This window comes from Fibrobacter sp. UWOV1 (assembly GCF_900142495.1).
Lineage (GTDB): Bacteria > Fibrobacterota > Fibrobacteria > Fibrobacterales > Fibrobacteraceae > Fibrobacter.
In genome coordinates, this window is record NZ_FRBA01000004.1 from 117,639 (window position 1) to 137,027 (window position 19,389).

At 53.1% G+C, this 19,389-nt stretch carries 16 protein-coding genes; 4 read left to right on the plus strand and 12 right to left on the minus strand.

The features are described from left to right. Positions 1-5: 5 nt before the first annotated feature. Entirely contained in the window at positions 6-2,567 is a 2,562-nt protein-coding gene (locus BUC02_RS07575) for an NPCBM/NEW2 domain-containing protein (protein WP_073321205.1), read from the minus strand. A gap of 79 nt (positions 2,568-2,646) precedes the next feature. Next, positions 2,647-3,702 carry a hypothetical protein gene (locus BUC02_RS07580; protein WP_139261063.1) on the minus strand — a complete coding sequence of 352 codons (1,056 nt, stop codon included), beginning with the start codon at positions 3,700-3,702 and terminating at the stop codon, positions 2,647-2,649. A gap of 197 nt (positions 3,703-3,899) precedes the next feature. Here BUC02_RS07580 and BUC02_RS07585 point away from each other — a divergent pair, with 197 nt between their 5' ends. The 3 genes from BUC02_RS07585 to BUC02_RS07595 all read left to right on the plus strand — a co-directional run bounded on the left by BUC02_RS07585 (position 3,900) and on the right by BUC02_RS07595 (position 7,598). Further along, positions 3,900-5,972: a transketolase family protein gene (locus BUC02_RS07585; protein ID WP_073320885.1), complete on the plus strand. Its 2,073-nt coding sequence runs from the start codon at positions 3,900-3,902 to the stop codon at positions 5,970-5,972. Positions 5,973-6,054: 82 nt separating this feature from the next. Further along, on the plus strand, positions 6,055-6,498 hold the full coding sequence (gene nrdR, locus BUC02_RS07590; RefSeq protein ID WP_073320887.1) for a transcriptional regulator NrdR: 444 nt from the start codon (positions 6,055-6,057) through the stop codon (positions 6,496-6,498). Between the two features lie 149 nt (positions 6,499-6,647). Beyond that, the gene (locus BUC02_RS07595) at positions 6,648-7,598 is read left to right on the plus strand and encodes a class I SAM-dependent rRNA methyltransferase (protein ID WP_073320889.1); all 951 of its coding nucleotides are present in this window, start codon (positions 6,648-6,650) and stop codon (positions 7,596-7,598) included. Here BUC02_RS07595 and BUC02_RS07600 read toward each other — a convergent pair whose 3' ends face one another. From BUC02_RS07600 to BUC02_RS07625, 6 genes are all read right to left on the minus strand, one after another. Continuing rightward, complete coding sequence (locus BUC02_RS07600) at positions 7,599-8,576, minus strand: uracil-DNA glycosylase family protein (RefSeq protein ID WP_073320891.1); 978 nt, start codon at positions 8,574-8,576, stop codon at positions 7,599-7,601. Further along, positions 8,569-9,885 (minus strand): bifunctional phosphopantothenoylcysteine decarboxylase/phosphopantothenate synthase, encoded by a 1,317-nt coding sequence (locus BUC02_RS07605; RefSeq protein WP_073320894.1) that lies wholly within the window; start codon positions 9,883-9,885, stop codon positions 8,569-8,571. Before BUC02_RS07605 ends, BUC02_RS07600 begins: the two co-directional genes overlap by 8 nt. A 220-nt stretch (positions 9,886-10,105) precedes the next feature. After that, on the minus strand, positions 10,106-11,872 hold the full coding sequence (rpsA, locus tag BUC02_RS07610) for a 30S ribosomal protein S1 (protein WP_073320897.1): 1,767 nt from the start codon (positions 11,870-11,872) through the stop codon (positions 10,106-10,108). Positions 11,873-11,907: 35 nt separating this feature from the next. Beyond that, positions 11,908-12,576, minus strand: a complete 669-nt coding sequence (gene cmk, locus BUC02_RS07615) for a (d)CMP kinase (RefSeq protein WP_073320900.1) — start codon at positions 12,574-12,576, stop codon at positions 11,908-11,910. A 36-nt stretch (positions 12,577-12,612) separates the two neighbouring features. Further along, complete coding sequence (locus tag BUC02_RS07620) at positions 12,613-13,065, minus strand: hypothetical protein (RefSeq protein ID WP_073320903.1); 453 nt, start codon at positions 13,063-13,065, stop codon at positions 12,613-12,615. Continuing rightward, entirely contained in the window at positions 13,065-13,676 is a 612-nt protein-coding gene (locus BUC02_RS07625) for a hypothetical protein (RefSeq protein WP_073320906.1), read from the minus strand. The genes BUC02_RS07620 and BUC02_RS07625 overlap by 1 nt, the downstream gene beginning before the upstream one ends. A 119-nt stretch (positions 13,677-13,795) precedes the next feature. Between BUC02_RS07625 and BUC02_RS07630 the strand changes: the two genes are divergently transcribed. Then, the gene (locus BUC02_RS07630; protein ID WP_073320909.1) at positions 13,796-14,965 is read left to right on the plus strand and encodes a TraB/GumN family protein; all 1,170 of its coding nucleotides are present in this window, start codon (positions 13,796-13,798) and stop codon (positions 14,963-14,965) included. Here BUC02_RS07630 and BUC02_RS07635 read toward each other — a convergent pair. From BUC02_RS07635 to BUC02_RS07650, 4 genes are all read right to left on the minus strand, one after another. Then, the gene (locus BUC02_RS07635) at positions 14,962-15,606 is read right to left on the minus strand and encodes an HAD family hydrolase (RefSeq protein ID WP_073320912.1); all 645 of its coding nucleotides are present in this window, start codon (positions 15,604-15,606) and stop codon (positions 14,962-14,964) included. The two genes, BUC02_RS07630 and BUC02_RS07635, sit on opposite strands and share 4 nt — an antisense overlap. 77 nt (positions 15,607-15,683) lie before the next feature. Beyond that, positions 15,684-16,610: a cysteine synthase A gene (cysK, locus tag BUC02_RS07640; protein ID WP_073320915.1), complete on the minus strand. Its 927-nt coding sequence runs from the start codon at positions 16,608-16,610 to the stop codon at positions 15,684-15,686. A gap of 41 nt (positions 16,611-16,651) precedes the next feature. After that, positions 16,652-17,812 carry an iron-containing alcohol dehydrogenase gene (locus BUC02_RS07645; RefSeq protein WP_073320917.1) on the minus strand — a complete coding sequence of 387 codons (1,161 nt, stop codon included), beginning with the start codon at positions 17,810-17,812 and terminating at the stop codon, positions 16,652-16,654. A gap of 107 nt (positions 17,813-17,919) precedes the next feature. Next, complete coding sequence (locus BUC02_RS07650) at positions 17,920-19,203, minus strand: O-acetylhomoserine aminocarboxypropyltransferase/cysteine synthase family protein (protein WP_073055991.1); 1,284 nt, start codon at positions 19,201-19,203, stop codon at positions 17,920-17,922. Positions 19,204-19,389 lie beyond the last annotated feature (186 nt).

Here is a 19,389-nt window from a genome sequence, read left to right on the forward strand (position 1 = left end):
TTTACCTAGGGAATAAGCGCGGGGTTGATGATATCGACATGGTCGCAGTCCATGTCTTCGTAAGAGTTTGTCTTGATGATAAGTGTTTTCACGTTTTCGACGCTCACTTCGGCAACCTTTAAATTGCCCAGAGCGAATCGGCCACTGTCGTGAATCACGTTTCCGTCGGCAATGATTTGCAGTTGGACGCCATCGCTGCAGAGCGATTCTTCGTCGAGGCCGTAACCCATCTTGAAAGTCTTGTACTTGCCTTCGATATTGAATACCGTTTCGGAAGAGGCGTGTGTGCCAAAGCCGTCGTTGTAGAGCTTGCCGCCCACCTTGAACGTGTTGCCTTCGAGCGAGGTGTTCTTGTGGAGCTTGCCCCAAGCTTGCTTGTGGCTTACGTAAGGCAATTCGGTCAGTTGCATGGCGCCTTCGGCATTGTTAAAGTAGAATTTCTGGATGTCGGCCATGAGTTTGCCGTTTTCGCGGTTCTGCACCACGAATTCCATCTGGTTGTAGCCAGACTTTAACTTGTCTTTAGCAATGCTTCCGCTAAAGCTTCCGTTAGAGTATGTGTTGTGCGCAATGGTGTCGCCATCGAAAAGAATGGTGTAGTCCCACTGGTTTGCAATGGCTGCGGTCTCGTTCAGGCTGAATCGGTAGAAGAGCGATTGTTCAGCGAGGGAATCTCCAGAGGCCGGTCTCAACTCGAGGTCGCTTACGGCAATAATTTTTTGCGGGTTGAATTCCTTGCGCCCATTGAACTTCGCGATTTGCACCCAGTAGTTGTTGGTAATCAGAATGTTCTTGACGCCTTCCAAATCCATGTCGCGTTCAAACACGTCGCAGGTGGTGGCAATGCGATGTTCCACCGCCTTCTTGTGGTAAGTCTGGCTGTCCCAACAGTCGAGGCCGCGAATGTAGTAGACCTCGCCTTGGTATTTGTCGATGAGTTTCTTGAGATCAAGGGAGCTCATTTGACGGGCGCGGTCGTAATGAATCGAAGAAATGCCGTAACCGATAAAATGCCAGGGACGGCCGTATATGAACATGCGTTCCTTTTTCGGCTGTTCCTTGAGCCAACTCAGAATTTCGTATTCTTCGATGGTCAGGTGGTTGCGGTTGTACATGATGTTTTTGTTGAAGTCTTCTTTATAGTGGAAGGTCCAACCGGTAAAGATAAGGCCTGCAACGAGCGTAATCAGGGCGGCAGTCATGGCATTCTGCTTGGCGTCTTTGCCGCTCATGGAATCAATCAGCAGCTTTACCAAGTGGGTTACCGGGAGGGCGCCGACAAAAGCCATCGACGGCAGCATGACCAAGCTGTAGCGCTGGTTGATTTGGATGCTGAAATCGCCCGAGACGTTTTCGAGAATCACGTATGTCTGAATGTGGTACAAGAGCAAGAAGGCGAGAATTTCAAGGTAGAAGTATTCCTTCTTCTTGGCGCCCCAAATGGCGCGGACCACCAGGTAAATGGCACCGATGACGAACAGGTAATTAAAGTAAGTGAGAAACGGGTTTTCAAGCTCGCCGTTCTTGGTGAGCGGCTTGGTCATTTCGGTCCAGTTGCGGGCGAGGTCTTCTAGGAAGTGGCCGTGGGCCTCGAATTCTCCACCCTGGAAACCAAAGCCCTGGAAGTAGCTGATGGTCAAAAGTGCCGGGACCGAGAACAGAGAAAGCGTCACAAAAAAGGTGGGAGCCTTGGCGCTCTTGCTGTCCAAAAGTTTGGGCAGGGCGAACAGGATGAAGGCGAATAGGCAGAAGACGGTCTCTTGGCGGGTCTGCGCGAAGAATGCCAACGAAAGTGCGAGAAGCGCCCAGTGCTTGACAGTATTGCGGTCAAATGCCCACTTGAAAATCAATAGCGAAAGGGCGGAAAGGAAAATGTAGAGCGGTTCCACTGACATGGCGCGGAACTGGAAAAGCACCGTGGGCTGCAATGCTGTAAGGAGTGCGGCAAAGAAGGCGAGGAGCGGCATCCTTGTCCAGGCGACAATCGCGAGGAACATTAGAAGCACAGCAAGCGGGAGCATCAGGAGCTCCATGTGGAAAATCCAGTGCAGGTTGTTGCCCAGGAGCGGCATGCCGAGCAGGTAAAGGAAGGCGAGGCCCTTTGTCTTGAAACTATTCGACTTACCGACGCAATTCAGTTTGCCGTTATCGAAGTATCCCTGGTTGCAGGTGCCCGATTCCTGGTTGTAATACATGTTCTGGGCAACCGACATGAACACGCTTTCGTCGCTTTGCACGCGGTGGCGGGCCTCGATCTGGGTGCCGGCGAAAATCGTAATCGCGGCGGTAAAGGCGAGCATCAAAATGGAAATCTTCTTTTCGGGGAGAATTCCCTTGATCCATTCCTTGAAATCCTTATGCAGGAGCGCAAAAATGACAACCGCAGCGATCAGCTGAACGATAAATAGCGGGAGCGGCAGGTACAGGTCAAGATTCTTGATGGTATCTTTGTGCCCGATATTGGGACCCAGGTAAATCAGGAACGGAATTGCAATTGATACGACAAGGCCGATAATGGTTCCCGGATGGGCGAGATTCTTCAAAAGTCCAATAATGAAAGCTTTCATTTTATAAATATAAATAATGAAGGCGCCCAAGGGCGCCTAGTTCGTTTGGAATTAATCCGATTTCATTTTTGTGTGAGCATTACTTCTTCTTTTTGCTCTTTTTGCTGGATTTCTTCGAAGATTTCTTGGAAGATTTCTTGGATTTCTTCGAAGACTTCTTGGATGACTTCTTTTTTACAGCTGGCTTGGGTTCCGGTTCCGGAGCAGGTTCTGCGGCCGGTTCGGGTTCCGGTTCTGCAGCGCTCTCTGCTTCGGGTTCTGCGGCAGCTTCTTCTGTAGCAGGCTCTTCGGCCGGGGTTTCTTCTGCTACAGGTTCCGTAGATTCGCTGGCAGTGGTGTCTTCGGAAGGTGTTTCTTCGGAGGCGCCGTAGCCGTAATCTGTTTCAGAGGTCGTTGCCGTGGTGTCCGGTTCAGAAGAGTCGTAAGCTCCGCCGGAGTAGTCAAAACCGGAGGTTTCCTGCTGCGGTTCCGGTTCGTTGGATTCAGTGTTCTGGAAAGCGTCCATGCTGTAGGGGTTTTCGGATTTTTCTTCAGCCGGCTTCTTGTCGCCAGAAAGGTTGAAACCGTAAGAAAGCATAACGCCTACGCGGCCGGACGACGCCCTGACCTTGGTGTCCATGCTCTTGTAGGACTTGAGGAGAGAAGTGTAGTCGTAGTTGACTTCGAGGCCGATGTTGAACGGCAAAATGACACCGACACCACCCTGGACGACAAAGTTGAGGGGGAGTTCCCACCAGTTGCCGTTGCTAGAAAGCGGAGCGAGTGTACCGGCGCGTGCGACAATGTACGGAGAAACGGCGTACTTGTCCTTGATGGGATCGTACGAAATGGTTCCCCAGAGAGGAACGGTTGCCGGCGTTACGACGGTGCTGCCCTTTTGCTGGGCGCTCTTATAGCCCAAGCCACCACCGAATCGGATAGGAATGTTTTCGGGGGAGACGAGGATTTCGGAGCCAATCATAAATACAAGATCAGTTTCCCACTTGATGTCAGCCTTGTTGCCGCCCTTATCGTAAGCGAGGTTCACTTTTGTGGGGAAGAGAATTTCGGTGAGCGGACGAATCTCAAGAGCGTTTGCTGTTCCGATGAGGCCGGCCAAGGTAACTAAAGCTATTTTGTAAATATTTTTTATCATATAAAGAGACCTTTGTTTTTCCTGTCCCAAAAATAGATATAAAACGGCCGTATATTATCACGGATTTGGTAAAACATTTTTCACTCATTTTCACTAATTATAAGGAGATTGTAAGGTGTTTTCTGTGGGTTTACCTTGAGAGATTGGCTAAAAAAAGTTAAATTTGGGGCGCTTAATTCTAAAGAGAGGTTAAAAAAGTGCAAGACGCGTTGGTTACAAAAGCGGCTGACAACATTCGAATCCTTTCCGCTGCCATGGTGCAGAAGGCAAAGTCCGGACATCCGGGTGGAGCCATGGGCGCTGCAGACGCCATTACGCTCCTGTATTCGGAATTTCTCCGTTTTGACCCCGAAAACCCCTACTGGGAAGCCCGCGACCGCTTCTTTATGGATCCCGGACACATGTCCGCGCTCCTGTACGGCGAACTGGCCATGCTCGGCAACCTCTCGATGGATGACCTCAAGAATTTCCGCCAGCTCGGCTCCCGCACGCCGGGCCACCCCGAAGTCGATGTCGCCCTCGGCATCGAAAACTCCTCGGGTCCGCTCGGTATCGGTCATGCCGTAGCCCTCGGTAATGCGATTGCCGAACGCTTCATGGTCGAACGCTTTGGCGACATCTTGCAGCACAAGGTCGTATGCCTCGTGTCTGACGGTGGCCTTGAAGAAGAAATCGCTTACGGCGTGGGCCGTATTGCCGGTCACCTAAAGCTTTCGAACCTCATTTTCTTCTATGACGCGAACCAGGTGCAGCTCTCTTGCAAGGTTGAAGACGTGATGAGCCACGACTTGGCTGGTCAGTACGAAGCATGGGGCTTCCGCGTGATTGACGTGGCAGACGGTCACAACATTGCAGAACTCCGCAAGGCTTTCAAGGCCGCTTGGGCCGAAACTGAAAAGCCGACCATCATCATCGGTCACACCACCATGGCGAAGGGTGCCATCGCCGAAGACGGCAAGAGCTTCGAAGGTGCCGTTTCTACTCACGGTCAGCCGCTCAATGCAGCAGGCGCTTCTACCGACGCAACGGTGAAGAACCTCGGCGGTGATCCGGCCGATGCATTCAAGATTTTTGACGACGTGAAGGCTGGCTTCGAAGCCCGTAAGGAAGAGCTCCGCAAGCAGGTTGCCGAATGGAAGAAGGCCAAGGCCGCTTGGGATGCCGCTAATCCGGAAAAGGCCGCCACCCTCAAGGAATGGCTCTCGGGCAAGGCTCCGAAGATTGACCTTTCCAAGCTCGAACTCAAGGAAGGTGTCGCTACCCGCGTGACTTCCGGTACTGTGCTCGGCTACCTCGCCGAAAACGTGAAGAACTGCATCTGCAGCTCCGCTGACCTTTCCAACTCCGACAACACCCAGGCCTTCCTCAACAAGACCGGCATCTTCCGCGCAGGCGACTTCAAGGGCGCCTTCGTTCAGGTGGGCGTTGCCGAACTGACCATGGGCGCCATCTGCTGCGGTATCGCTTTGCACGGCGGCCTCTATCCGATTTGTGCCACGTTCTTCGTGTTCAGCGACTTCATGAAGCCGGCGATTCGTATGGCTGCCCTCATGAAGCTCCCGGTCAAGTTCATGTACACGCATGACAGCTTCCGCGTGGGCGAAGACGGCCCGACGCACCAGCCGATTGAACACGAAACCCAGATCCGTTTGCTCGAAGGCCTCAAGCGCGAAGACGGCAAGTCTGAAATGTTGGTGCTCCGCCCGGCCGACGCCTTCGAAACCGTGACCGCCTGGGAAATGGCTTTTGAAAACATCGATCGCCCGACAGCGATTATCCTTACCCGCCAGAACGTGAAGACGCTCCCCGGTGACAAGCGCTACGAAGCTTCCAAGGCTTGCCGCAAGGGTGCCTACATCGTGAGCGACAATTGCGGTTCCGCACGCCCGGACCTGACCTTCGTGTCTAACGGTTCCGACGTGCTCCTGACTCACGACGCCGCCGAAATCCTCCGTGGCGAAGGTCTCAAGGTTCGCGTGGTCTCCATGATCAGCCCGGCCCTCTTCATGGCTCAGGACAAGGCATACCGCGATTCCATCATCGTTCCTTGGACTCCGGTGTTCGCAAAGTCCAGCGGCCTTCCGCTTCTGTTCGCCCAGGTCGTGGGTGGCTTCGGCAAGGTCTCCGGTCTCGAACGCTTTGGCGCTTCCGCTCCGGCAGCAGTGCTCGAAAAGGAATTCGGTTACACTCCGGAAGCTGTTGTGGCTGCTGCGAAGGAATACCTCGCTGAATTCAAGGCAAACGTCGAGGAATTTAAGAAGAACAATTAATAATTCGGATTTCGGAATTCTGAATTCGGAATTTAATTAGTTTTAACTCTGAAATCCGAATTCTGAAATCATAATTAAAGAGATGATTTGCCCGTTCTGCAAGAAAGATAACGACAAGGTGGTGGATAGCCGCGTGAGCGGTTCGTCCATTCGTCGCCGTCGTGAATGCTGCGAATGCGGCAAGCGCTTTACCACTCGTGAATACATCGAACTTCAGCCGCTGACCGTAATCAAGCGCAGCGGTGAACATGAACCGTTCCAGCGCGAAAAGCTGCTGCGCGGTATCATGAACTCCTGCAAGAAACGTCCGGTTTCTGTTGCTGACATAGAACAGCTCGCGACCAACGTGGAAAACGCCTTGACCGTGACTGAAAACTTCGAAGTCAGCTATGAGCAGATTGGCAACCTGGTGATGCAGGAACTCAAGAAACTCGATGCCGTCGCTTACGTGCGCTTTGCCTCGATTTACCGCGAATTCAAGGAAGTCGGCGAGTTCGTGGACCAGATCAAGAGCATGGACAAGTGACACGAAGTGTCATCCTGAGCGTAGGGCGAAGCCCGAAGTCGAAGGATCTATGGAGCAGGATTAATAAATAATGTATAATGTGTAATGTGAAGTGTGAGATGAGTAATTCCACATCCCACATCTCACATTTGTAATCAAAATCATTGCTTATGAGTTTTGCCGAAAAACTAGATGCTGCTTATAAAAGACGTGCTCCTTTGCTAGGGGTTACCGAGGCTTTCCGCATTGTGAACGGGGCTCCGGACGGTTTCCCCGGTATGACGCTCGACAAGTTCGGTGACCGTTACCAGATTCAGTTTTTCGGTGATGAATTGCTCCGCGAAAAAAATGCTGTCGTTGCCGCCGTCGCAGAAAAGTTCGCGCCGGTTTGCCTCGTTGTAAAGGAACGCCTTTCGCGTTCCGGCAAGTCGCTGGAGAACCCACCGATGGAAGTGGCGGTGGGGTGCGCGGAAGATTCTGTAGGTGTAGTCCGCGAAGGTTCAGCGAAATTTCACATCGATTTGCTCGACACGGTGAATCCGGGGCTGTTCCTGGACATGCGTCATATTCGCCTGGAGATGGGCGAGCGTGCGGCCGACCGCCGTATGCTCAACTTGTTCAGCTACACTTGCGCCTTCTCGGTGCACGGCCGCTTAGGCGGTGCAGAGATTTCGACGAATGCCGACATCAGCGCGAAGATTCTGGACAAGGGCCGCGAAAACTACGCCCTCAACGGCCTTGAACCCAAGCAGGGCGAATTCTTCAGAGGCAATGCCGTTGAATACGTTCACTGGGCGCAAAAGAAGGGCCTCAAGTTTGATGCCATCGTTTTGGACCCGCCGAGTTTTGCCCGCTTCAAGGGCAAGAACTTCAATGTGCGTGAACACCTGATGCCGTTGGTGGCCGACTGCGCCACGCTTCTGAACAAGGGCGGCCTCTTTATGGTGAGCTCCAACTACAGCGAATTTAATTTGTCCAAGTTTTCGCGCGATGCGCTCGCTGCGGTGGCATCTGTTCACTCGAACGCCAAAACGCTTTGGAACAAGTCGCAGGACATTGACTTTGTGGGCTCTGGCCACACTAAAGACAGCTGCCTTGTGGCAACGCTGATTGAAGTGTAACTATTTTGCGGCGATGGTGAAAAGCCCACTGCGTGGGATGTGAACCTTCCAGGTGAGCCATTTCATTTGCTTGTCGTTCACCATGAGGTAGGGGTCCACGAGAGCGACACTCTTGGTACCTGAGAAATCCATGGCGGTGCCGGCGTTGTCGTCGAAATTCTTGCCCTTGCCGAACACCTGATAGAACAGTGGTTGCCCGAAGGTGACCATGATTTCGGGCTGAATAAAGCTGAGTTCCTTGGTAAGCATCTTGCGGAGCGCGGCTTCGAGAAGCGGCGCGAGCGGGAGTTCGGTGGACTTGAAGAAATAGGTGATGCCGATGTCCTTCTGCTCGATGGAGAGGCTTGCGAACAGGCGCGAAAGCATCTGCCCGACGGGAGTTCCGAAGAAGGCGTCGGTGCTTGTGGCCGAAATGTTTGCGGCCTCGGCCATTTTAATGGCGGGGAGCAGGAAAAGCAATTTCGGCTTCGCGGGGCCTACGTAGCGGGCGAGGGCTGTTTCCTTGGCGTACAGGGCTTCGCCCTTGATGGACTCGTAGAATGCGTCAAGGGATTCTGCGGATTCAAAGGCGTGGGTAGCGCGCTTGACTGTGCGTGCCGTCGGCATGTTGGCAGCGGAAATTGCTGAGGCCTTGGTGTCGACGGCGCCGAAGAGCGAGGGGGCAAATCCGGTGGTGTCCGGAATCGGGGCCTGCGGAATCGGAGCGCTTGCGGCTTCCGGAGCTGTAGAAGCGGGCGCACTGTTCGGAAATTGAGGCGGCAGGTTGCGCGGCATCGGGCGTGCCGCAGGTGCTGCGGTCGGAGTCGGCGGAACGGGGCGCGGGGGAACAGGGGCAGCTGGGCGCGCTGCAGGCGCACCAGGAACAGCGGGCTTGCGCGTGAGTGTCCACGGTTCGTCTAGCAGAAGTTCCGCTTCGCCCAGGTCGATTTGTCCTGAAAGGTAGTTGCGCAGTTCGCTAAAGTCAAATTCGTCAGCCATTCAGGCGCTCCAGGCAAAAGTTCAAAATCGTCTCGGCCAAATCGACCTTCTCGCCCATGGCGAGCGGTGGAACGGGACTCCCCTTTTCCACCAGGGCGAAGCGCACGCAGTCGCGGCCGAAGCCGGAATCAGCGGCCACGGGCGCATTTAACAGAAGTGCGTCGGCTCCGCTCTTTTCAAGTTTTTCTGCGGCGTGTTCTTCGAAGTGATCGGTCTCAAGTGCGAATCCGACAATTACCTGCTTATGCGCGGCGGTTCCCGATGTGGAATCGGTGCGAGCCTTGCGGGCGGCAGTGCAGTCGCGTAGAATATTCGGATTCGGTACAAGTTCAATCGTCAGCTGGCTGCGGCTATCCTTGATTTTCTCGTCGGCGGCGTGGGCGGGGCGGTAGTCCGCTACCGCCGCGCAATGCACGACGGCGTCCGCAGAATCTAACCGTTCCATCACGGCGTCGTGCATGTCCCGGGCGCTTTGCACGCGGGTCACTTTCACGCCGCCCGGGAACGCCGCCTCCATCGGGCCTGCGACGACTTCGACTTCGAAGCCGTTGGCGTAGAACACCGAGGCAAGTGCCACCGCAGTCTTTCCGCTACTGCGATTGCTGATATAGCGCACCGGATCGATTGCTTCTTCGGTGCGGCCCGCCGTCAACAGCACCTTCTTGCCGTAGCCGGGAAGTGTAGAATCCTTCGTCGGGTCAATGTCTTTTGCAACGGGGATTGCCGGCGGTTCAATTCGGAATTCTGAATTCGGAGTTCGGAATTTAACGTCGCTGGCCTCTAAATAATCCACAATTTCTGCAGGTTCCATCAGGCGGCCTTGTCCGACTTCACCGCAGGCGAGTTCTCCCGCGGGCGATTCCAGCACGGTCGTGTTTTCAAAGCCGCGCAAAATCTCGAGGTTGCGTCTAACGGCGGGGGAGTTGTACATGGCCACATTCATCGCCGGTGCAATCACGCGCGGGCACGTGCAGCTCATAAAGCAGAGGCTCACCGGGTCGTCGGCGATACCGCAGGCGAATTTCCCGATGACATTTGCGGTCGCAGGCACAACCAGGTAAAGGTCCGCCCAACGAGGAAAATCAATATGCTGGAAAGGGCGCGCTTCGACGGCGCCGTTCTTTAGATACACGGGGCACTTGCTAAGGCTTGCAAAAGTCAGTGGTGCCACGAATTCTGTCGCCGCATCGGTCATGCACACGCGTACTTCTGCGCCCTTCTTTTGCAACAGGCGCAGTAGCTCGCAGCTCTTGTACACGGCGATGCCGCCCGAGACTCCGAGCAAGATTTTCTTTCCAGCGAGATTCATGCCCCCTAAGATAGAAAAAATGTGAGATGTGTAGTGTGAAATGTGTAATGACTGATTTTTCATTCCACATCCTACATTATACAATAAAAAACTCCCGTGGTTTTACCCACAGGAGTTTTTTAAAGTTGTCAGTAAGAAGTTAGAAGTAGGAAGTTCTAATAATTGCGACGTAGTCGCCTTACTATTCCTGCCTACTGTCTACTGCCAACTGCCTACTAAATTAAGCTTCGGCTTCAGCGTCAGCCTTCTTCTTGGAAGACTTCTTCTTCGGGGCGGTAGCTTCACCGATGGTGGTGCCAGATTCGCCCGGCTTGTGAGAGTCCATCCAAGCCTTGAGCTCGGCGGATTCACGGTTCTTGAAGTAGTCAACCACAGAGAGGAAGATCTTACGGTTGTTCTGATCGATTTCGGTCACGACAGCCGGAACTTCGTCGCCAACCTTGAATGCATCGGCCGGAACCTTGATGTATTCAGCGGTGAGCTTGGAGACCGGGATGAAGCCTTCGATACCGTCGTTGAGTTCAACCACGACGCCGCGGTCGAGCATACGGACGATCTTGCCCTTCACTTCGCTGTTCACCGGGTAGGTGGAATCGATGGTATCCCACGGGTCTTCGGTGAGGTGCTTCATGGAGAGGGAAATACGACGCTTTTCCTTATCGACGGCGAGCACGACGCATTCAACCTTGTCACCCTTCTTGACCATTTCGTTCGGGTGGGTGATCTTCTTGGTCCAGGACATGTCGGAAACGTGGATGAGGCCATCAACACCTTCCTTGATTTCGACGAAGGCGCCGAAGGATGCGATGTTGCGGATTTCACCAACCACGCGGGCACCCGGCGGAAGTTCGGTTTCGATAGAATCCCACGGATCGGATTCGAGCTGCTTCATGCCGAGAGAGATGCGTTCTGCATCTTCTTCAACCTTGAGCACGACAGCTTCGACTTCCTGACCCACGGAGAGGATCTTGGACGGGTGCTTGACATGCTGAGTCCAGGACATTTCGGAAACGTGGATGAGGCCTTCGACGCCGCTATCCAGTTCAACGAATGCACCGTAATCGGTGATGGAAACAACCTTACCCTTAACGATAGCGCCTTCCGGATAACGTTCGGCGATGTCCTTCCACGGATGCGGCTTAAGCTGCTTCATGCCGAGAGAGATGCGTTCCTTCTTGTCGTTGAAGTCGAGAACCATGACTTCGACTTCCTGGCCGAGCTGGAGCATTTCGGTCGGGTGGTTGATGCGCTTGTAGCTCATGTCGGTGATGTGGAGGAGGCCGTCTACACCGCCGAGGTCAATGAATGCACCGAAGTCGGTGATGTTCTTGACGATACCCTTGCGGACCTGACCCTTTTCGAGGGTTTCGAGCACGTCGCCACGCTGCTTGTTGCGTTCTTCTTCGAGAACGACGCGGCGAGACACGACGATGTTGCGGCGAGCCTTGTTGACCTTGATAACCTTGAGGTCGTATTCCTGACCGATGAGGGCGTTGATGTCCGGGATCTGACGGAGGTCGATCTGGGAACCCGGGAGGAAGGCGTCGATGCCGAACAGGTCGACAACCACACCGCCCTTGATACGCTTCGTGAGCGTACCGCGCACGACTTCGTTGTTTTCGAATGCAGCGTGGATGCGATCCCACACGCGCACGAAGTCGGCCTTCTGCTTCGAAAGGATGAGACGTCCGTCTTCATCTTCAAGCTTTTCGACAAACACTTCGATTTCGGAACCGATTTCGAGGGAGTCCGTGTCCTTGAATTCAGCACGGTCAATGACACCTTCGGACTTGTAGTTCACGTCGATCAGGACTTCCTGGTCGTTCACCTGGCTAATCTTACCAGTGACGAGCTTGCCTTGTTCGAGGCAATCCATGCCGGCGTAAACGTCAGCGTTCTGCTTACGGAAGTCGGGGCTGCATTCGCCCTGAGCGGCGAGGATTTCAGCGAGATCTTCAGCGGTACCGAATTTGAGATTTTGAGACATATTGTTTAGTTGGGTTGTGGAACAAAGGATTCAGGCTACGCCACTACACCTACGTAGTCGAGAATCTTTTGAACCTGTTGTTGGATTGAGATGTGTGTAGTGTCAATTTCAATAGCGTCGTCCGCTTTCTTTAACGGGGCGGTGGCACGCGAAGAATCCAGGCGGTCGCGTTCGACCAGGTTGTTGAGGACTTCTTCGAGAGTCACCTTTTCGCCCTTTTCAAGGAGTTCCTTGTAGCGGCGTTCGGCGCGGACCTTCACGTCCGTCACCATGAAAAACTTGTACTTGGCATCGGGGAACACCACGGTTCCGATATCGCGGCCATCCAGGATGCAGCTCTGCTTCTTGCCGATTTCGCGCTGCTGCTTGGTCATGGCGGCACGCACCGACGGGAGTGCGCAGTAGATGCTCACGTTGCTCGATACCTTCATGCCGCGGATTTCGTTTTCGCGGCAGACTCCGTTGATGAGGATGTGGTTTTCGGAATCGAACCCGAGGGTCAGGTTTTCGAGCAATTTGTCCATCGCGGGGCCTTCTTCGGCAGCAAGTCCTGCATCGAGGGCTGCAAGCGTCACGGCGCGGTACATGGCGCCTGTATCCAAATAAGTGATGCCGAGTGTCTTTGCCACGATTTTTGCGGTGGTACTTTTACCGGTACCCGAACCGCCATCGAGGGCGATAACAAAATTTTCTGAATTACTCATGAGTGGGGCTAAAATTAGAAACTTGAAGCCCCGTCGTCAATCATATATCTCGTAAAAGTAGTAGGTTACAAGGCCGTTCGCATTGTCCCAATAGGCCATGACTTCGCCGCTTTTGTAGATGGTCAGGTCGTCGTCATTTTGCGTAAAGCCGAAAAAGGGACCGTAATCGCTGTCGTAGTCTTCGGTGTATTCCGATTCCAGGTAGTAATAGCGGTCACCATCGAGGTTCAAGGAGGCTAGGCCGTCACTGTCGATTCTGAGACCCACGGTCATGGAGGGGCTCAGGGAGTGTATCGGTCCGCAGTCATATGCGCCGAACGAATCAAAGCGGCAGTCCTGTACATAGTAGTAATGAAACCGCCTGTTGAAGCGGGCTCCGTCTGCATCCGGGTCTGGGCCAAGATTGCAGGCCGCCAGGCAGAACAATGCTGCAAAAAACGACGCCTTGAATAGCGCCGTTTTCGAAATGGTTTTTAATAAGTTAATCATTACGGGTTTTCGTAGTCGCCGCCGTAGATTTCTTCTTCGGCTTCCTGCGTGCTTTCGTCTTCGTAAGCTTCCGGAGCCTGCAGGTCGCGGGTGCTACCGTACTTGCGCTTTTCTTCTTCGGTCAGCTTGTTGGAATAGACGATTTCTTCTTGTTCCTGGTTGGCTTCTTCCTCTTCTTCTTGCAGAATCTTTTGGCCCTGTTCAATACGGCGCTTCACGCGTTCGTCTTCCATCTGCTTGAGGTTGGTACCAACCTTGGCCTGTTCTTCGGACATCACGTAGCGGCCGTTAGCTTCGTCCATGGCGTCCTTGATGCCTATTAGACGGCCTCTGCCGTCAACCTGGAGTCCTGCTCTACGGAGTGTCGAAAGCGGGAGTCTGCGGGCGGCAGTCTTGTATTCGTCTTTGAATTCGTAACCATCGGATGTTGCGATTGCGTCAGCTTCGCTTGGCGTCACATATTCAAGAGCTTCCTGCCAGCGAGAACCCTGCACACAGGAGGTGAATCCGACCAATGCGTTGTCAAGGGCTTCCGGGTCATCAGACTTAGAACCTGCACAGCCGGTCAGAACCAATGCCGCCAAAGAAAGATATGCCAAAATTTTTTTCATAGGGCCAAACCTCCGAAAAACGAAAATTTTATATAAATATAAACATTTTTTGATAAAGTCAACAAAAAAGAAAATTTTTTTTCAATTTGCAAGCCGTTTTCTTGCTATCATTTAGTCCGATGAACGAAAAATCTGATATTTACCGCATTAAAAAAGACGATAGAGAGCTTATTCTAATTGGTACCGCCCATATTTCCCAGGCCTCCAAGGACCTGGTTCGGGCGACTATTGAAGCAGAATCTCCGGATACAGTTTGTGTTGAATTGGATGAAGGGCGTTTGAATTCTATCAAGGATCCGGACCGCTGGAAAAAGACTGATTTAAAGCAAGTCATCAAGAAAAAACAGTTGGCGACGCTTATTGCAAACTTGGTGCTCGGGTCCTACCAGAAGCGCATGGGGGCTCAGACGGGCGTGAAGCCTGGTTCCGAACTTAAAGAAGCTGTTGATGTCGCTGCAGAAAAGAACGCTGAACTGGTGCTTGCCGACCGAGACATCAAGATTACCTTGAGGCGTACTTGGGCTTGCACTCCGTGGTATCGTAAGTTGAGCCTTTTGGGTGGACTCATCGCAAGTATTTTTGACAAGACCGAAGTCAGTGAAGAAGACTTGGCCAAGATTAAGGAACAAGATGCCTTGAGTGCCATGATGCAGGATTTCGGAAAGTCGTTCCCCGAAGTCAAACAAGTGCTTATCGACGAACGTGACCAGTTCCTCGCAAGCAAAATCAGGAACGCTCCGGGCAAAAAGATTGTGGCTGTTGTCGGTGCGGGCCACATGAACGGGATTGCGCACATTATCGAAGAAAACCGCGAACTCCCGAGCGAAGAATCCATTAGCGTGATTCCGAAGAGCGCTCCCATCTGGAAGATTATCGGCTGGGCCATTCCGGTTGCAATCATCGCAAGTATTATTGCCGTGGGCGTGCATACGGGTGCCGAAAAGGCGGGCGAACTCAGCCTGCAGTGGGCGATGCTCACCGGCGGTGGAGCCATGCTCGGTACCATCATTGCTGGCGGTCATCCGCTGACAGTTCTGGTGGCGCTTATCGCAGCTCCGTTTACGGGTCTTACACCGCTGATTGGTGTCGGGTTCTTTACGGCGCTCACGCAGGTTTATATGCGCCCGCCGCGCGTGTCCGAAATGGAAACATTGACAGACGATATCTGGCAGGTCAAGCGCTGGTGGAAAAACCGCGTGACTCGCGTAATCCTCTGCTTCTTGTGCCCGGGAATCCCCGCCATTATCGGAAAGATTCTCGCCATATTCAAGATTTACCAGGCGTTTTAATTAAGCGCTTTAAGGTAATCGAACCAGTCGAAATCGGGTGTGATTTGCTCCGCTTGAATGCCGCAATTTTTTGCGGCATTTACGTTATCGATGTTGTCGTCGAGGAAGATTGTGTCCGAGGTTATGTCGCCTGACACCTCTGTGCCGCGGACAGCGCCGATTGTTTTGGTGACGTATTCAAAGATTTTTGCGCTGGGTTTTTCGAGGTGCAGGTCCTGGCTTAAGAACACCTGGTTGAAAAAATCTTCGCAACGGTTTCCGCCCGCGTTGAACCAATGGTCCAGGCAGTATTGCCAATGAAGGTCGTTGGTGTTGCTCAGCAGGTAAACATTGGCTCGTTGCTTAAGTGCCTTGATGGCGTTCAGCTTTCGTTCGGGAATGCCGATGCAAATGCTGTTCCAGGCGAGTGCGACTTGTTCGGGAGTCGTACCCGGATTGCACTTGGCGGCAACGAGTCTGCAGAATTCATCGGTCGCAAAATGCCCGAGCTGGTAATGGTGCATCAAGTCGGCTGTTTCACCTTTATCGAAGCGGAGTTCACTTTGGGGAATCCCGAGTGCAGCAAAGCCGTCTAGGGCCTTTTGCATGTTGATGTCGAGGATGACTCCACCTAAATCGAAGATGATGTTCTTGTACGCCATAAATTAAACCTGGCGCAAACATAGAAAAACAAAAAGAGGCCCCGTTAAGGGCCTCCTGTGTAACAATTCAATTGTAATTATTCTGCGAAGAGCGCGGTAGAAAGGTAACGGTCGCCGGTATCCGGGAGGAGTGCGACAATCGTCTTGCCCTTGTTTTCCGGGCGCTTCGCGAGTTCCTTGGCGGCCCAGAGTGCGGCACCAGAAGAAATACCCACGAGCACGCCTTCCTTCTTGCCGATTTCACGGCCGGCTTCGAATGCGGCTTCGTTTTCGACAGCGATCACTTCGTCGTACACCTTGGTGTTCAAAGTTTCAGGAATAAAGCCTGCGCCAATACCCTGGATCTTGTGGGCGCCTGCAGTACCCTTGGTAAGCACCGGAGAGCTAGCCGGTTCAACAGCGACAACCTTCACGTTCGGATTCTTGGACTTGAGGTATTCACCCACGCCTGTCACCGTACCACCGGTACCGACACCGGCCACAAAAATATCAACTTTACCATCGGTGTCTTCCCAAATTTCAGGACCGGTGGTGGCCTTGTGGGCTGCCGGGTTTGCCGGGTTCACGAACTGGCCCGGAATAAAGCTGTTCGGGATTTCCTTGGCGAGTTCATCGGCCTTTTCGATAGCGCCCTTCATGCCCTTGGCGCCTTCGGTCAGCACGAGTTCTGCGCCGTAAGCCTTCATAATCTGGCGGCGTTCCACGCTCATGGTTTCGGGCATCACGATGATGATGCGGTAGCCACGTGCTGCAGCGACAGATGCAAGACCGATACCGGTGTTGCCCGAAGTCGGTTCGATAATCACGGCACCCTTCTTGAGCTTACCGCTCTTTTCTGCTTCGTCAATCATCGCCTTTGCAATACGATCCTTCACGGAACCGGCGGGGTTGAAGTATTCGAGCTTTCCAAGAATCTTGGCTCCGAGGCCTTCTTCGATATGGGTGAGTTCGAGAAGCGGGGTGTGACCAATGAGCTGGTCGGCGGAGGTATAGATTTTAGACATGTTTTTAATCCTTATCTTTGAATTGTTTTTCCTGTTAAAATTTACAAAGCTAACGTCAAAATGTCCTTGATTGCGGTTGCATCTAAAGGTACATAATGCCCGACATTGCCGTTTCTTACGGCTCTTGCGGCCATGGCGTCAAAATCCTTGTTGTCGATCTTGAGTTCTGCCAGGGTTGTTGAGAGGTGCAGTTTCTTGAAGAAAGCCGAAAGCTTTTCGGACAAAATGTAAGCGCGTTCCGTTTCGCTGTAGTTGAACGAATCTACTCCGAACACCCTACTTGCCAAAAGCGCAAGCCTCCAGGGCTTTTTCTCGGCCATATACTTGGTCCAGGCGACCGTTACCACGGCCATGCCTTCGCCGTGAGTGATGTTGTACTGCGCCGAAAGTTCATGCTCGATTCGGTGAGAGCCCCAGTCCGCGCGACGCCCCGCATCCAGGAATCCGCCGTGAGCAACGCTCGCGAGCCACTGGATTTCACCACGGGCATTGACGTCCTTCTGATCTTTCAAGAGCTTGTCCGCATTCACGAGCAATGCGCGAATCGCGCCTTCAATCAGGTAGTCCGTCGTGTCGGAATTTTTCTCGTCAGAGAAATAGCGTTCCAGCAAGTGCGAAAGCACATCGGCAATTCCTACGAAAGTCTGGTATGCCGGCAGGCCCACCGTGTATTTCGGGTTCATGATGGCGAACTTCGGAATGATTCGGTCATCTTCAAAGCCGAGTTTCCATTCACCGCTCGAAAGAATCGCTGCGTTCGAAGTCTCGGAACCACTTGAAGCCGTCGTTGCGATCACGCCAATCGGCAAAACCTGCTTGGGCGAGATGCCTTTTTCAAAGAAGTCCCACACGTCGCCGTCATACGGAATGCCAAGCGCCACAGCCTTCGCCGTGTCAATGGAACTTCCGCCACCGACCGCGAGCACAAAGTCCACCTGGTTTTCCTTGCCCTGCTTCACGAGTTCGCGCACCAGGTCAATCGAAGGGTTCGGAACCACATTCCCGTTTTCGGAAAAACGAATCCCGAGTTCCTTAACGGCGTCCTTGATCACGTCATAAATGCCGAGCGACTTGATAAAGTCTCCGCTGTAAACAAGCTGGAGCGATTTCACGCCGTATGCAGCCAAAAGTTCGCGAAGCTTCTGTTCACTGTGTTCGCCAAAAACAATCTTTGCGGGATTATAATATTCGAAGTCAATCATTTAATACTCTCCGTTTTCGCCAATACGGCGTTCAAAAAAGAATCCAGTCCAACAAACGTTTCCTAATGGTGAAAACGCCGTCGGAACTGGAAACTCAATGCAATCAATTAGATTGCGGCAAAGCCGTTTTCGAGGTCAGCAATAATGTCTTCGTAATGTTCCGTACCGATAGACACGCGGATCGTTGCCGGGGTAATTTCGGCGGCGGCCAATTCTTCCGGAGAAAGTTCGGCGTGCGTGGTGGTGTACGGGTGAATCACGAGGCTCTTCACGTCGGCGACGTTTGCAAGCAGGCTGAAAATTTTCAGGTTGTCAATGAACTTGAAGGCTTCTTCCTGACCGCCCTTGATGTCGAAGGTGAAAATGGAACCGCCGCCATTCGGGAAGTACTTCTTGTAAAGTTCGTGGTCCGGATGGTTCGGGAGGCTCGGATGGCTCACGCGGGTAACCTTCGGATGCTTGGTGAGGAACTCGATAACCTTCTTGGTGTTTTCCACATGGCGATCCAGGCGGAGAGAAAGCGTTTCGACACCCTGCAACAGGAGGAATGCGTTGAACGGAGAAATGGCAGCACCTTCGTCGCGGAGGAGAATCGTGCGAACGTAGATCACGTAAGCAGCGGCGCCCGTCGCGGTGAAAGGAATTCCGTAGCTCGGGTTCACTTCGGTGAACTGCGGGAACTTGCCGGATGCAGCCCAGTCGAACTTGCCGCCGTCCACGATGATACCGCCGAGAGTCGTGCCGTGGCCACCGATGAACTTGGTAGCGGAATGCACCACAATGTCGGCACCGTGTTCAAGCGGACGAATCAGATACGGAGTACCGAAGGTATTGTCGATCACCAGAGGAATCTTGTTCTTGTGGGCGATTTCGGAAATGGCTTCGATATCCGGGATGTCGGAATGCGGGTTGCCGAGCGTTTCGATAAAGATGAGCTTCGTGTTGCTCTTGACAGCAGCTTCGACACTCTTGAGGTCGTGGGTGTCAACGAAAGTCGTTTCGATACCGAAGTCGCGGAGCGTGTGCTGCAGCAGGTTGAAGGTACCGCCGTAAACCGTACGCTGTGCAACCACGTGGTCACCCTTGCGGGCGAGAGCCGTAATGGCGTAGGTAATGGCAGCTGCACCGGAAGCGACGGCGAGAGCGGCAACACCACCTTCGAGGGCAGCGATACGTTCTTCGAGCACACCCTGCGTAGAGTTGTTGATACGGCCATAGACGTTACCGGCGTCCTTCAGGGCGAAACGGTCAGCGGCATGCTGAGCGCTATGGAACACGTAGGAAGTGGTCTGGTAGATGGGAACTGCGCGAGAATCGGTTGTGGGATCAGCATGTTCCTGGCCAACGTGAACCTGGAGAGTTTCAAAATGGAGCTTGTTCTGTGTAGTCATGGTTAAAATTCCTTTTTTTTATTGTTGTCCCCGCTGGGACGTTAAATGGTTTGTTGTTTTTTATGCCTGGCTTTTCCAGGACGGTTCAGTTCTGTTACACATTCGACAACTCATAGGCTATCCTACCTTTGCGACTCTTCCTCGCGTGTCATTCCGGTTTTGGTTCGGAACGATTTTTTGTTAATT